Raw genomic sequence first — 15,175 nt, 5'->3', positions numbered from 1 at the left:
GTTGTAAGCTTCAGTACATTTCAAACATAAAACATGAAATTTAAAATTCTACTATTATTATCTCCAATCCTAATGTTTGGACAAACAGGCGAAACAGATGCGAGCAAAATAAAAACTATAGAATCACATGTAAAATATACGGACAGTATTTCTAGTTTCCTTACAGAAGAAGTGTCTAATGAAGAATTTGTATTTACACATGGTCGAATTGATGGAAAACCTACAAGAAGAATGTATAACAATACGCGGTTATTAAAAACTAATGGTCTAGTTATCAGGATTTGTTATACACGAAGGAATCAAGAAACAGACGAAGACATGAGTTTTTACTATTCCAATTCGAAACTTATTTACATAGAATCAATAATTAGTCGTAGAAAGAAAAAAAAGTTTATCAAAAAAAGATTTTACTATGAAAATGACATTTTGATTTCTCCAACGTTTTCAAGTAAAGAATACAATCTAAAATATGAGTTAGAGATTATTGAAAAGTCCAGAAGTTTATTGAAACAAGCCAGCAGTTAACAACTTTTACATGAGATTCGGGTATTTAATTTAATTTGCAGCTGGTTTTGTACTTGTAAAACTTATACATAATACAATAAAAGCGCACCTTATATTCCCTAGCTGCCACAAATGTCAAACCGTTAATAGCTATATCTCAAAAAAAACGAAAATGAAACCGAAAATTATTTTACTTATTTGCTTTTCTATTTTTTTAATGTCGTGTAATGTTAGCGAAAAAATTGATGGAAAGTATCGATCAAACTTTGCGGATTTAGGTTTCTTTATAACAAAAATTGAGTTGAAATCTGATAGTACTTTTCACTATGAATTTTCAGGCGATTTATCACACCAAGAACTTGATGGAAAATACATAATCAAAAAAAAGAAATTATATTTACGATTTAACAAACTGAAAGACGAAACTGAAAGTGAAATTGTCAAAATTAACGGAAAAGATACCATTGTAAATTTTGGAAATTTTGGAAAAACTCATTCTTATGAGTTAAAAAAGGAAAATGAGATAGAATATCATTTGAAATACAAAATCTCAAAAGGTAAACTACAATCATATAATACACAAACAGATAAATTAGTTCGTAAAGGAGAAAAATATTCTATTAATTTTATTCCTATTACTCGGTTGTAATAATAACAAAAACAGAAAGTCAAAATGAAAAGAAGACATCTATTTTTCATAGTAATAGTACTACTTATAATAAGTTGTAAAAAAAACGACGAAAAAAACAAAACCGAATTATCAAGTACGGACACAAAAATTGCAGATGAATCTAATTCGAAAGAAATATTAAATGCATTTTATGTAGCTTATTTACATGAATTTACTAATTCAAATCTCAAAGAATCCGAGAGAAAATTAGATTCTTTAAAAAACAAATATTGTAAAAAGACTTTATTAGACAGTATTTCGAATGAATTTGAAAATAATGAATTGGATTATGACCCATTTATAAATGCTCAGGATGTCTCTGAAAAAATGATAGAATCATTATCTATAGAAAATGTAGTGGGACAAAAAAATAAATTTCAAGTAAAATTTCATGATGATAGTTCCGAAAATAAAACCAATATAATGGTAACTATTACTGACGGAAAAATAGCTGCATTAAAATAAGCAGCCGCTAAGAGCTCTTATACGAGATTTGAACATTGCCCAGAATTTAAAAATGGTTTTGTACTAGGAAAATGTGCGTCAAATGGAAAAAAATCAACTTTTTAATACCTAACCTCTTCAAACTCCAAAAATGCAAACTGAAACCCAATTCTCAGAAGAAACTTCAACTGAAATACAAATCCAAAAATGACATTTAACATACTTCTGTCTTTAATTCTTTTCATCATAGGTTTGGGCTTTTTTCCTGGGCTTTTTTTTCTGCTGAAAAAGAATACACGAAGAAAAGGATTAATACTTATAAAAACTTCTTCAATCATTGTTATAGCTTTTCTACTGTTTGGTTTGTTTAGTGGGCTATTCACAAGTAGATCAAAAACTAAAGATTTAGTTGGAAAATATCATATCGTAAAGGTCACTCGTCTTAATATTGACAAAAATACTTACGATAAATATAAACTTCAATTGTATGAAAACGGCACTTTTAAATTGACCACAACTCCATCTATTGACATATGTCAAAATGGAAAATATGAAGTTGACTACGAATTTAAATATAATGAATTGTCTTTAGAATGCCCAAATCTTTTTACTTCTGCTCATATTGATAGAGGTTTAGGGAATTATAGAATTGAATTTATAATTGGTGACCCGGATAGTGGGGAAAGTATTTACTTTGAAAAAATTGAGAAATAAATTATTAACCATACATATTGATCTGAATAATTTGACTACTATTAACAGCAAAAATAAAAGCATCTTTTTACACATCTCTGTTTACACATTAAATCCTGAAGTGGAAACCTGAAGTTTACAAAAAATATGTAAAAAATGATAATATCCTTTTTTATATTTTAGAAATCCCAATTACACATGAAATTTAATATTAAATAGAATTAAACATCGTAACGGCTTAAAAAAACAAATGAAAAACATCTATTCACTTACATATAATTTTTGGTGGAGTGAAAAATGGATATTTCCCCATTAAAAATGGGAACATCTTTTGTTTTTTTAGGGGCAGGCTCGTTATTTATTTCAAACTTTATAACAAAAAAAATTAAGTATAAATTTGACCAATACGCTATAAAAACAAACAATAAACGCTAACAGCCGTAAGCTGTAATTTTAGAAAAACAACAACTATGAGCCTATTTAAACGATTATTCGGAAAAACCGAAAACAAAGAACAAGAAAGAAATTCATCAATAATTGAAAAGAATGCTGAGGAGCATGAAAAAAAAGCAATGGATGAACTTAAATCTTCGCCACAAAATGACCAAGATTTATTTTTAGAAATGATGAATAAATTATCCAGTTCTAATGAAATTAGTACAAATACACCTGATCTTTTTAAAACGGAATTGTATGATTCAATAAATCGATACTATTCATCTCCTGAATTTAGAATTGAGCTTAGTTTAGAAGACGAACAAGGGAATTTGTTTGAAGAACACGAAGCTTTTAATTTCACTTTTAATGAATGGAAAAAAGTCAGATCAATTTGGGACCGAAGAGCAATTTTATTTGAACAATGGGATGAAACTGAACTTAACAAATTACAAAAATGGCAAATAATTGAACGATTTGTAAAAGACAGATACGCTCTAAAAGCTTTAAATTTTCAAGAAACCAATATAAAACAAGATGATTTTCAAGATATAAGATTGATTGTTGCACTATCAAAACTTTATCGTGTTTTAAACTCCATTCCTCAAGCTTTACATTATTCAAAAGGCGCTTACGAATTGAGACCGGATTTAGATATTGTCAAAACCGAATACGCTAATTTATTACATTTATCCAATTCATATGAAGATAAAGAACTATCCCATAAATTAATTAACGAAGTAATCGAAAATAGAATCAAAAACGATGCTAACGAGAAAGAAATTCCATTATTAAATTATTTTGCTTTTTCTGTTAATTATATCGATTCATCTATTTTTGCAATTAATTTTCTTAAAGCAGGAAATTGTGATGAAGAAACTTGGGAAAAATTAGCCGAAGAATATTATTGGTGTCCAACATTTAGATACGAACATTCGGTTTTTCTGTCACAAAATGGAGAAAGTCTAAGAGCATTAGCTAAACTTGGCTCCTTAGCAAATGAATTTCCTTGGTATGAATCTGGTGTATTGGCAAACATTGACGCTATAAATCAATTAAGAATACAAAATAAAGACAATTCATTTATGAGTGAAGAAATGAATAAAATGGAACAGTATAAATCAATGTGGAAATAAAAATTACAGTCGACAGCCGTTTTAGTTTCCAATTCATCAGTAGCCGGAAAGTATAAAATTGCCTCAAAAGTATTTACTTTCAAAATTGAGGGAAATGAAAAAGTTTTTGGAGTTTATAATAAAGAACAGAATTATGATTTGCTTGCTAAAAAGTTGAATTTAAACGATGAAGTACTAGTTTATTTTAATGATAATAATTCAACAAACTTAAATTTGGATATCTTTCAAATTGAGAAAAAAAATGAAGTTGTATATAGCGCAGCAGAATATATTGAAAAACAAAGACTAGGTGCGTATATTGCTCTCATTGGCGGATTTATTTTACTTGGAATCACAATAATTGAAGCCAAAAAGGATTATAAAAAATACTACCGCTAACCGTTCCTGGCATTTTCACACAGAGCACCGAAAATAACCAATGAACAACCATAAAACAACAAAATATGTTAAAGAAACTCTCCATAATTAGTTTATTGATTCTATTCCTCCCCTTTTTTCAAACTTGTTCAGACAAAAATATTTCTGAAAATAGAAACTTAAAAAATAGTCCATTATGGGAAGAGGTAAAAAGCGTCTCTAAAACGGAACTTAATGAAAAAGAGTACAATTTAACTTTCGCAGAACTGACCGTAAAAAAGCAAAATGCAATTACTGATTTTGTAAAACTCAAAAAAAAATTAACACTAAACGGTTATCAAATCGGGAAACTATTCATTGATGATATTGAAACTCCTCAATGGCCATTAATGCCGTTTTCGGTTTCTATTTTAATAGATCTACTTATAATATTTTATTCGTTTAAAGACAAGCCAAAAACAACTTTTATTTTAGGCATTCTAAATATATTCTTACTTATAATCCCACTGATAATGTTATATTTCGGGAAAATTTTTGAAGATGTTGAACAAATAAAGAGTGGATACTACTTATTACTTTTTAATCTCTCAATAATTACTGTGGAATCCTATTCACAATTGAAAAGAAAAAACATCAGATAACAACAAGTTTACTGTAACCGAATAGAATTCTACAACCAGAATGAGTTCCTAACGAATTTAAGTATGGTTGAATTACGAAAAAACTATATATAAAACCTATTTAATGAAAAAAACAATTTTATTTCTTTCTTGCTTATTTTTAAGTACAAATGTATTTGCGCAGAATTTTGAAAAGTTAAAACTTAATGAAAATGAAATTCCTGTAGATTATCATTTGACAAATAAACCAAAATGTATCTCAATACAAGCTTGCACATTCTACAATAATCCTGATCTATATTCTGCTTTGATTGGAAAAGTAAAACATAAAGAAGTTCAAAATTTTGAAAACAAAACTGACAGTGGAAGCATTATGTATTTTGAATTTGAAAATAATTTTGAAATGCAAGGTTTCCTCGAAGGTCTACTTTGGGGCGGAAAAAAATCTACAAAGGAGCATCCGGAAGATTTTTTTGTAAAAGATAACATTTTAATTATTTGGAGTTTAGCTGAAAAAAGTTTACTGAAAAAAGTATCTAAAGAAAAAATTGAATTAGAGTTAAAATAGAATCATTTACTAACAGGCATTTGTCGTAATATGGGACTTTTGGTCGAATTTGCAGTTGGTTTTTTGTATTAAAATTTGTATTTAATGAATAACCTTCCCAAACGTCGGAATGCTAACTGTGTACTTAAAAAACTAGAGAATAAAAGGTTAATTGAGTAATAATGACAAACGAAAATCATAAAATAAAATCAATCTACAATTACATTCTAGATCATAATTCTGAAGATAGTGATTTTTGGTCTATGGGTGGTGGTAGCAATGAAATCCAAAAAAAATTAAATACATTTCTTGATGAAGATTGGAGTAATTTAAAAACCGAAATTGTTAAATGGGATAATGATTATATTGATATTATATTAGTATCTATTACTTTCGGTTTTGACGGAATGTTTGTTCCATGTTTACATGAAAGATTAATTCCAAATGCCGGAAACTTTTTACTAGATATGTTTATTTTTTTAGATAATTTTGATCAAAAATATGAAATTGCCTTTAACAGTTTTTTTATAAATACTAGTAATTCAAATAAAATAAGCGAATTAAAGTTAATGAAAAACTGGATGATTGAAAATGGTTTTAACAAAAAAGAATGGTTAAACTTAAATATAAATCCTCTTAAAAATATTATAGAAGCTATTAATAAAACCAGCACGTAACTGACGTTTGGCGAGATTGTAATATTACAATAATTTTGAAGATCACTATGTACTTCTAATTTTTTGCAAAATGGAAAAAACCTACCTCCTCAATCCCCAAACATATCAAGCACTGTAATATTAGTGACTATTATCTCCAAACCGAAAACATAAAAATATGAAATTCAAAATTATTTTCTTTTTACTAACAGTAACTTTATTAAGCTGTAAAAACAAAGAAACAAACACCAAAAAAGAACTTTCCATACAATCGAAAGATTTCGAAGTGTTTCTAAAGAAATTTAAAACCCTGAAATTCCCCTTAAACATTAAAACTTCAGACATACAGATTGAGAATTTAAAGGCTTTTACAAAAAACGATTTAAAGTTTTTAGATTTAAATAATATCGATCCTGATCTCGACAATGTCTATCCTTATGGTATATTGCCAGACACTTTAGAAGCTTATAAAGTCATTTATCTGCTTCCCGCTGAAACTCATATACCCGTAATTGCAACTTATACAAAAGAGGGTAAAAAAATAAGTACTGAAGAATTAGGTGTTGGCGGATGCGGGGCTGACTGTGGATTTACCTGCGCAGCATATATCAAAATTGACCGTAATCTAAAAATACATTCTGTTGATTCCATTACAAGTCATCAATGCGACAGTCTCGGGCCTATTTTAAATACCAAAAGAAACTATACTCACTTTAAAGACGGAACTATAACCAAAAAAGGAAAGATAACATTCTCAAAAACGATAGAGCAATACTAAAAATCGTTAATTTAACCGAACAAACAATAAACAAAGAAAATTATAAAAAAAAAAGATTTTTTACTTACTACTTTTTTGTTTCATTTTGTCTATTCCATACTTCCTTACTAAAAATGAAATTTTTAAACCTAAAACTCAAATTGACACAAATAAAACTTTAAACATTAAAGACTTAAACGCAAGAAAATTCATACAACTATTTATAGAGAAGTATGACCAAAAGCGAGGGCTTAATTGTGTAACTCTTTCGGGAGACTTTCCTAAAAATTGGGTCAAAAAAGAGGATGTAGAATATTTGATTAGTATACTTAATTCTAATCAAAAGTGCTGTGGTTATATGAATCCTTTTTCTTCATTTATTTCAGGAGATAATGCCGAAGTTGGTGGATTTGCAATTATTTTTTTAAACTCTTACATTACAAATTCAAAAATAGAACTCGGTCTGAATTCTAATCCTAAAGTTGACAAAAAAGAAAGTGAAAAAATAATGTATTGGTATAATAATCTTAAAAACAAATAAAATCCAATGGTTAACGGCTTGCAGTGATTAGGTCTTTAAGTTTAATGAAAAAAACGCGCCTTTAAATCCCAATCACTTCAAAAGCAAAACATTGGACGATCTTTTTGAAGAGCAGAATAAAATAGAAGCATTTGCAACAAATAACAAAATGAAAAAACTGAATATATTCTTAAATGTCCTTATTATCGTATTTGTTTGCGCTTTAGGATTACGTGGAAAAATTTCTGGTGAAAAATTTGATTCTCGCAAATGGAAAAATGCAAATTTAAACCTTGAAGAGAACATGACTATGCGTTGGGATATGATGAACAGTTTGCGAAATAATTATAAACTAATCGGAATGTCCAAAAACGAGATTGTTAATTTGCTCGGAAAACCTGCTAGCAATTTTTCAACAGAAAAAGAATTTAGATATTATCTTGGATATAGTAAAACCGGAATAAACACCGGAAGTTTAACCATAACATTTGAAAACGAAAAAGTTGCAGAAATTAATGTCTGGCAAGGCTAAATTGATCCTAACAGCTTGAAGAGATTGGGACTTTAGTGCAATTATAATTTTTATTGCTATATACGTTTAGTCAAAAATACTCAGCTTCGAAATCCCTAACCCTTTCAAGCACTAGATCGCTATTAACAAATTTAACACAGAGTCAAAATATAATACAATCAAAATTACATCCACTAACAAGCGTTTATAGATAATTTTAAATAACCGAACTAACTGAACATAAAACATATAAATCTCCAATGACCAACTTTAAACTTTGGCTTGAATTTGAACATGTCGATTTTAGCAATTCTGATATGGAAAATGAATCTTGTAACATTCATGTTGATTTGCCAAATGGAAAACATTACGGAATAAACATTTGGACGTATAAGTTTTTAGAAACTGTAAAAAAGCTGAATGAAAAAAGCGGCGACAATTTAAATGGTTTATATCAATGTACGCCAGATTTATTTGTAAAGGAACTTACAAGGGAGTGTATTGAAAAAACTATTGCAGATTTACTAGAAATTGGAAATCTGGAAGATGTATTAAATCGGAGTGTACTTTCAGAAAAATAAAAACCATCATCTAACACACAACATCAAAAATCAACTACCAATAAAATAGAAACAGGATAATCTAAGAAAGTTTGTGAATTTTTTATTTTAAGAAATAACTAAATTAGTAATCTCAAAAAATACCTCATTTAGTAAAAGCCAACTAATGGAAAATTACAGCATCATCATTTTTATCCTGGCCATCGTAATTGGACTTTCTGCTTTTGCAGATAAAATTAAGTTACCCTACCCTATTTTATTGGTTATTGTTGGAATCATAATCGGCTTTTTTCCAAGTATGGGCGAAATTGAGATTAATCCCAGCTCTTCGAAGTGTTCTTTCAATATTGCGATCGCTGTGCGAAGTCTTTTGGCTTCGCAAACACTACTATATTCGGCTACAACTTTTTTAGCTCATTGGAGCAGGTACGAAGTCGGGAGACTTCGAACAACGGAGAATTTGTACATAATGGACAAAACCGCAATCATTAATTCCCAACCAAGTATAGCGTCATAACGTTATAACCAATTTTATAAGACATCAAGACAATATGGAAGAACCAAAAAAAATGATCTCTGAAATTATAGAGACGAATTCAGAAATAATTATATCTACTCCAAAAAAGAGAAGTTGGGTCTTGATAATTTTCTTATCATTAATAACACTTCAATTTACAAATGGAATTATTCAATCCTTATTTTTTACCAACAACTTACCTTTGATAAGTCGAATTATGATTTTGGTATTATCCATAACCGTCGTTTATTTTACACTAAGAGGGCTACTATGGCAACTAAAAGGAATAAGAGAAATAAGTATTAGTAATGGAGAATTAAAATTAAGTAAACTATCCCCTCTTTGGACAAAAACAAAAACATATAAACTTTCAGAAGTTAAAACAATTGATATTAAAGATGAAGCAGTATCTGAAGGACCAATAGCAATGCTCCAACTTCTAAGAATTACCGACAAAATAAAAATAACTTTCTTTTATGGATACGAAACTATAACAGCTACTGGCGGAATAGACCTTACAGAGGCTATAAAACTAAAAAAACTAATGCAAAGTAAAACAAACCTTAATTAACTAATATAAAAAGTGGCTATAACAGCCGTTCAATTTGGGCTAAATTTAAAGACCCTTTTGTACTGCGTAATTCGCGCATAATGGTAAAAACCAGCATCTTTACTCACAAAGTTATTAATTACCAAAAGGTTATTCATAACTTTGTGAAAAACACTATGTTGAATTGACATCCAGTATGAAAGAGACGCAAAATAATAGCCAAAACAGAGGTCAGGAAATTACAGCACTTTATTTCGATTTTTTAGACCTACATATAGAAGATGTTGTGCAAGGAAAAGTTTCCGATTTTATGGAACTCAATCAAATTGCAAGCAAATTATTTATTTCTCATTCGCATCTCTCTGATACTTTACAAGAAGTAACAGGACATCATCCTTGTCATTTTTACGATTTAAAAATTGTAAACAAAGCAAAATCATTACTGACAGAAACCAATTTATCTATTGCAGAAATAGCAAAAATATTAACTTACGATCCTTCCAACTTTTCCAAGTTTTTTAAAAAATTTACTGGAAAAACAGCCGGGAAGTTTCGCCGGCAATTAAAAAAATAAAACCTATTTCAAAAGTTCCGAAAAGTTCACCACGATAGAACAATTCCATTTGCTCAATTTTGACGTATAAAATAATTAAAAAACGATTATTATGATACGAAATGATTTAAATGAAAAAGTAGTTTTAATAACAGGTGGTGCAAAAAACTTAGGTGGTTTATTAAGCCGTAATTTTGCAGCAAAGGGGGCTAAAGTGGCAATACATTACAACAGCGAAAGCACCAAAGCAGACGCCGAACAAACATTGGAAGAGATCATAAATAAAGGAGGCGAAGCATTTTTATTTCAAGGAGATATGACTGATGTTAAAAACATTACTCAATTTTTTGATGCAACAATTGCAAAATTTGGAGGTATAGACATTGCTATTAATACAATTGGCAAAGTATTAAAAAAACCTTATGTTGAAACCACAGAAGAGGAATACGATAGTATGGCAGATATAAATTCTAAAGTAGCTTATTTTTTTATTCAGGAAGCCGGGAAAAAATTAAACGACAATGGAAAAATTAATACCATCGTTACTTCCTTACTAGCTGCCTACACTGGCTTGTATTCAACCTACGAAGGAATGAAAGCACCGGTAGAACACTTCACCAGAGCTGCTTCTAAAGAATTTGGAAATAGAGGTATTTCAGTAACAGCTGTTGCTCCCGGACCTATGGATACTCCTTTCTTCTATGGGCAGGAAGCTCCTGAAGCGGTTGCCTATCATAAATCGGCATCGGCATTAGGTGGGTTAACCAACATTAATGATATTGCTCCCTTAATAGAATTTTTAATAACTGAAGGTTGGTGGATAACCGGGCAAACTATCTTTGCAAATGGTGGTTACACAACAAGATAAGAATTAATTCAATAACTTTACAAAAGGCAGATGACGTTGTTGTTTGCCTTTTACAGTAAAAAAACCATTCTATGATACTGAAAATTATTAATACCATCTTGATGCTTATTGCTATTTTTATGGGACTTAAACAAGGGTATGCAATGCTCACCGTTAAACCTGAAATGCTCGAAATATTCAGTAAATGGAACTTCAACAGAACAGCGCTAATTATAAATGGAGCCGTTACAATTATTAGTGCTTTGCTAATACCTTTTCCAAGAACATTTGTTTGGGGTAATTTTTTAATGGGAGCCGGGATCCTTATGATTATTTGTCTTCGTCTTTTAGATAAAGATTTAAAAGGTGTTGCTATTGAATTGCCTTTTCTCTTACTCAATATGATAATCATTTATCTGCAACACCCACTTTCAAAAACAAATTGATAGGAATGAATTATTCTTTATTTTTATCAGTCCGTAATTTTAATAATCCCCCCCCTTTTTCAATTCCATTTACACTCTGCCAAAAATACTTGTTTTTCATATTCCTCTTCTAGCCAAATAGGGAGTTTCTCCTTTTTTACTAAGGTCAGAAATTGTAATTCTTATGTTATAAAATCAAAATTTAAAACCAATAAAACTAAAACAGGATAATTTAAGAAACTTTGTGAATTTTTTATTTTAAGAAATAACTAAATTAGTAATCTCAAAAAATACCTCATTCAGTAAAAGCCAAATAATGGAAAATTACAGCATCATCATTTTTATCCTGGCCATCGTAATTGGACTTTCTGCTTTTGCAGATAAAATTAAGTTACCCTACCCTATTTTATTGGTTATTGTTGGAATCATAATCGGCTTTTTTCCAAGCATGGGCGAAATTGAGATTAATCCCGAGATTATTTTTTTGATTTTTCTGCCTCCACTTTTATACGATGCTTCTTTTAATATTTCGCCTAATGATTTTAAAACCAATATCAATACAATTGGTACATTGGCCATTACATTAGTTTTTGTTACCACTTTAGGAATTGCCATTGTTGCCCATTACCTGATTCCCGGAATGACCTGGCCGCTTTCGTTTGTACTTGGCGCAATCCTTTCTGCCACCGATGCTGTAGCGGCAATAAGTATCACAAAAGGGCTGAAAATTTCACACAAAACCATCACAATCCTTGAGGGAGAAAGCCTTATTAACGATGCATCGGCATTTGTTGCTTACCGCTTTGCTGTGGCGGCTGTAATGGGATCTGCTTTTGTAATCTGGAAAGCTACCTTACAGTTTATGTTATTGCTTGGAGGTGGTTTTTTGGTTGGTTTTATCATGGCCAAAATTCTCGCTTACATCCTAACCAAAGTGCATAAAAATGTGAACGTTACGATTAGTTTTATGCTCTTAATGCCCTTTGTAGCCTATCTTGTTGCTGAACATCTGCACGTCTCAGGCGTTATCGCGGTAGTCGTTTTAGGATTGTCTATTGCCCGATTCAGTAATAAAATCTTCCCCGAAAGTTTAAAAAACAACTCCAGAACGCTTTGGGATATTATTATTTTTCTCCTTAACGGATTAATCTTTATTTTAATTGGTCTTAATTTCCGCTACATCCTCAAAGACATAGACAATACCATGATTTTACCTTATATTGGGTATGCTGCGATTATTACCATCGCAGCACTGTTAATTAGGATGGGAAGAGTTTTTCTGCAAAAAATAAACCTTCAAAAAGCTTTTCTAGATACAAAAGGAAAAAGAAAAGTAAGTGAACATGCACTTTTAGACTTCAACAACAGTATCATTTTGGGTTGGTCCGGTATGCGCGGTATTGTTTCGTTGGCAATCGCGATCGGATTGCCCAAATTTCTGGAAAACGGAACGCCATTCCCTCAAAGAAATGCTATTATTTTTATTTCAGTTGCGGTTGTATTATTAACCCTTATCGGACAAGGACTTACTTTGCCCTGGATTGTAAAAAAATTAACTCCAAAAGAAACGAATCGTTCTTAAAATATATTTTTTATACATTACTAAACCAACTAACCCTTATGAAAAATAGAATTGCAATTTATGGTGCCTACGGACACACCGGAAAATTTATTGTCTCCGAACTTTACAGACAAGGTTATACAAATCTTATTCTTTCGGGAAGAGATCAGGAAAAATTAGTGCTTTTAAATCAAGAATATCCAGATTTAAAAATACAAGCAGCATCTATTCATGATCCGAAAACATTAGATGATGCATTTTCAGGTGCAGAAATTATTATAAACTGTGCCGGCCCTTACTTAGACACTGCAGAACCGATCATAAAATCTGCTTTGCGACTGGGCAGCCATTACATTGATTTAACGGCGGAACAAAAACCTGTTTTAGACATCTTCGAACAGTTTTCTGAACAGGCAAAAAACGATAAAATCCTCATAATTCCAGCCTCTGCTTTCTATGGCGGTTTAGCAGATTTATTGAGTACTGCCCTAACCCACGATTGGAACCAGATCGATGAAATAAATGTTTATATCGGATTGGACTCGTGGCATCCAACAAAAGGAACAAGGCTAACAGGAGACCGAAATCACTATAAAAGATTAACGTTCAAAGACAATCGTTTACAAGAACTTGAAGCAAGTCCTTCGCAAGAATGGGATTTTAAAAGTCCAATTGGGATTAAGGAAGTTGTTGCTTTGCCGCTTTCTGAAATCATTACTATTTCACGTCATTTAAATGTTAGCAGTGTTAATACTTATCTTAGTCAAAACTCTTTGAATGATCTTAGAAATGATGATACTCCGGAACCTAAAGCTGTAGACGGGAAAAACAGATCCTCACAACAATTCTGTGTTGATGTTGTTGCAACAAAAGACAACCAAATAAGAATCATTACCGCTCAGGGACAGGATATTTATTCCGTTACCGCTCCGTTGGTAGTAGAAGGAATAAATAGAATTTTGTCCGGCAGAGTAAAAAAGACCGGAGTGACAACAATGGGAGAAGTTTATGACGCAGCAGATTTTTTACAAACTTTAGATGAAGATGACATCCAAATATCAGCCATAAAAGAATCTCAACTGAATTAAAAATAAATTACTGCATTACCCAATGGCAAAATTGATTTCACTATACTTTATCCTTTTCTCCACGTTGCTCTTTGCTCAAAAAGATAATTTCAATAAAGAGATTACCAAAGTAAAAGGCGATTTAAACAAAGACGGTTTAATCGATTATGTTTTGGTCTCACAAGACACCTTAAATGATGAAGGACCTTATAAACTCGAAATCTATTTTGCTGAATCAAATGGAAAATTCAAACCAATTATTTCTTCAACAAAAGCAATAGACCCAGCATTTCCTGAGGGCAAAAAAGGTTATTACTCAGGGAATGCTTTTTCAGAAATTACGATCAAAAAAGGGATTCTCAGTATTAATATTGAACTTACAAGAGGCCATTATGAACATAAATTCCGATTTCAAAATGGTAATTTCGAACTTATCGGTTTCTCCGAAGCCTATTCTGACGGCATAGGTACAATGACCACAATAGATTTTAATTTATCTACCGGAATCCGAATTAAGGATACAGAACGTTATGACGACGAAAATGAAAAGCCAACTCATTCCCAGAAGAAAGTCCTTATCAGACCATTACCGAAATTACAGGATTTCGTCTCTTTTCAAACAGAATTTTATTAAGCTGTCGCTGATACTTTAAGTTTTCATAAAGAACTTTTCCGGTTTTTATTTGTAATTTCGATTTCTGACAATAACCGTTTTTCCGAGAAACAAAACTCAAAAAACAGTTCCGATTAACATTAAAATTAAAAAAACAAATGGTTTCATTTACTAAAGAATTATCTTTTCGCTGGTCAGATCTTGACCCAAATTTTCACGTTCGCCATAGTGCTTATTACGATTTTGGCGCACAACATCGTATTGAAGTTTTAGAACAATTGGGGTTAACTTTAAGAATAATGCAGACAGAGGGCTTTGGTCCCATTTTATTTAGAGAAGAGTGCGTTTTTAGAAAAGAGCTAAAACTTTCAGATAAAATATTCATTCATACCAAAACCTCCAAAATGAAAGCGGATGCTTCGCGCTGGTCTATCATTCACGAATTTAGAAAGGAAGATGATACGCTTTGTGCCGTTATTACCGTTGATGGTGCCTGGATGGATACTAAATTGCGTAAATTAGCTACTCCAACTCCACAAATTGCAGTTGATGCTTTGAGTATTTTCCCGAAAAGTGAAGATTTTATAGCGCTTTAAAACAACTCCTATGTAATAAATTGACTCCATTTTGTG

Annotated in this window: 22 protein-coding genes; all 22 read left to right on the top strand. The window is 30.9% G+C overall.

Features of this window, described 5'->3' with window-relative positions:
• The first annotated feature begins 33 nt into the window (after positions 1–33).
• The 22 genes from LNP23_RS13790 to LNP23_RS13685 all read left to right on the top strand — a co-directional run bounded on the left by LNP23_RS13790 (position 34) and on the right by LNP23_RS13685 (position 15,139).
• A complete protein-coding gene (locus LNP23_RS13790) occupies positions 34–525 on the top strand; it encodes a hypothetical protein (protein ID WP_230001639.1) in 492 nt (163 codons plus the stop codon).
• Positions 526–676: 151 nt separating this feature from the next.
• The gene (locus LNP23_RS13785) at positions 677–1,153 is read left to right on the top strand and encodes a hypothetical protein (protein WP_230001638.1); all 477 of its coding nucleotides are present in this window, start codon (positions 677–679) and stop codon (positions 1,151–1,153) included.
• Positions 1,154–1,177: 24 nt separating this feature from the next.
• Entirely contained in the window at positions 1,178–1,639 is a 462-nt protein-coding gene (locus LNP23_RS13780) for a DUF3828 domain-containing protein (protein WP_230001637.1), read from the top strand.
• Between the two features lie 186 nt (positions 1,640–1,825).
• On the top strand, positions 1,826–2,332 hold the full coding sequence (locus LNP23_RS13775; protein WP_230001636.1) for a hypothetical protein: 507 nt from the start codon (positions 1,826–1,828) through the stop codon (positions 2,330–2,332).
• A gap of 449 nt (positions 2,333–2,781) precedes the next feature.
• Positions 2,782–3,882 carry a hypothetical protein gene (locus tag LNP23_RS13770; protein ID WP_230001635.1) on the top strand — a complete coding sequence of 367 codons (1,101 nt, stop codon included), beginning with the start codon at positions 2,782–2,784 and terminating at the stop codon, positions 3,880–3,882.
• Positions 3,883–4,035: 153 nt separating this feature from the next.
• Positions 4,036–4,260, top strand: coding sequence for a hypothetical protein (locus tag LNP23_RS13765; RefSeq protein ID WP_230001634.1), 225 nt, complete (start codon positions 4,036–4,038; stop codon positions 4,258–4,260).
• Positions 4,261–4,325: 65 nt separating this feature from the next.
• Positions 4,326–4,880, top strand: a complete 555-nt coding sequence (locus tag LNP23_RS13760; protein ID WP_230001633.1) for a hypothetical protein — start codon at positions 4,326–4,328, stop codon at positions 4,878–4,880.
• Between the two features lie 103 nt (positions 4,881–4,983).
• Positions 4,984–5,427 (top strand): hypothetical protein, encoded by a 444-nt coding sequence (locus LNP23_RS13755; protein ID WP_230001632.1) that lies wholly within the window; start codon positions 4,984–4,986, stop codon positions 5,425–5,427.
• A 161-nt stretch (positions 5,428–5,588) separates the two neighbouring features.
• Entirely contained in the window at positions 5,589–6,083 is a 495-nt protein-coding gene (locus LNP23_RS13750) for a hypothetical protein (protein WP_230001631.1), read from the top strand.
• A 157-nt stretch (positions 6,084–6,240) separates the two neighbouring features.
• On the top strand, positions 6,241–6,840 hold the full coding sequence (locus LNP23_RS13745; protein ID WP_230001630.1) for a hypothetical protein: 600 nt from the start codon (positions 6,241–6,243) through the stop codon (positions 6,838–6,840).
• 85 nt (positions 6,841–6,925) lie between these two features.
• Positions 6,926–7,360, top strand: coding sequence for a hypothetical protein (locus LNP23_RS13740; protein ID WP_230001629.1), 435 nt, complete (start codon positions 6,926–6,928; stop codon positions 7,358–7,360).
• Between the two features lie 91 nt (positions 7,361–7,451).
• Entirely contained in the window at positions 7,452–7,871 is a 420-nt protein-coding gene (locus LNP23_RS13735) for a hypothetical protein (RefSeq protein ID WP_230001628.1), read from the top strand.
• 239 nt (positions 7,872–8,110) lie between these two features.
• Entirely contained in the window at positions 8,111–8,431 is a 321-nt protein-coding gene (locus LNP23_RS13730; protein ID WP_230001627.1) for a hypothetical protein, read from the top strand.
• 145 nt (positions 8,432–8,576) lie between these two features.
• The gene (locus LNP23_RS13725; protein WP_230001626.1) at positions 8,577–8,927 is read left to right on the top strand and encodes a hypothetical protein; all 351 of its coding nucleotides are present in this window, start codon (positions 8,577–8,579) and stop codon (positions 8,925–8,927) included.
• Positions 8,928–8,961: 34 nt separating this feature from the next.
• Positions 8,962–9,498, top strand: coding sequence for a hypothetical protein (locus LNP23_RS13720; protein WP_230001625.1), 537 nt, complete (start codon positions 8,962–8,964; stop codon positions 9,496–9,498).
• Positions 9,499–9,673: 175 nt separating this feature from the next.
• Complete coding sequence (locus tag LNP23_RS13715) at positions 9,674–10,051, top strand: helix-turn-helix domain-containing protein (protein ID WP_230001624.1); 378 nt, start codon at positions 9,674–9,676, stop codon at positions 10,049–10,051.
• Positions 10,052–10,142: 91 nt separating this feature from the next.
• The gene (locus LNP23_RS13710; RefSeq protein ID WP_230001623.1) at positions 10,143–10,898 is read left to right on the top strand and encodes an SDR family oxidoreductase; all 756 of its coding nucleotides are present in this window, start codon (positions 10,143–10,145) and stop codon (positions 10,896–10,898) included.
• Positions 10,899–10,969: 71 nt separating this feature from the next.
• On the top strand, positions 10,970–11,323 hold the full coding sequence (locus LNP23_RS13705; protein WP_230001622.1) for a DoxX family protein: 354 nt from the start codon (positions 10,970–10,972) through the stop codon (positions 11,321–11,323).
• A 295-nt stretch (positions 11,324–11,618) separates the two neighbouring features.
• A complete protein-coding gene (locus LNP23_RS13700) occupies positions 11,619–12,884 on the top strand; it encodes a Na+/H+ antiporter (protein ID WP_230001621.1) in 1,266 nt (421 codons plus the stop codon).
• Positions 12,885–12,922: 38 nt separating this feature from the next.
• Positions 12,923–13,951: a saccharopine dehydrogenase NADP-binding domain-containing protein gene (locus tag LNP23_RS13695; protein WP_230001620.1), complete on the top strand. Its 1,029-nt coding sequence runs from the start codon at positions 12,923–12,925 to the stop codon at positions 13,949–13,951.
• A gap of 22 nt (positions 13,952–13,973) precedes the next feature.
• Positions 13,974–14,564 carry a hypothetical protein gene (locus tag LNP23_RS13690; RefSeq protein ID WP_230001619.1) on the top strand — a complete coding sequence of 197 codons (591 nt, stop codon included), beginning with the start codon at positions 13,974–13,976 and terminating at the stop codon, positions 14,562–14,564.
• Between the two features lie 137 nt (positions 14,565–14,701).
• Positions 14,702–15,139, top strand: coding sequence for an acyl-CoA thioesterase (locus LNP23_RS13685; protein WP_047775934.1), 438 nt, complete (start codon positions 14,702–14,704; stop codon positions 15,137–15,139).
• Positions 15,140–15,175: the final 36 nt, after the last annotated feature.

This window comes from Flavobacterium cupriresistens, assembly GCF_020911925.1.
Lineage (GTDB): Bacteria > Bacteroidota > Bacteroidia > Flavobacteriales > Flavobacteriaceae > Flavobacterium > Flavobacterium cupriresistens.
The sequence above is the reverse complement of the archived record's forward strand: the minus strand, read 5'-3'. Positions and strand labels throughout refer to the sequence as shown.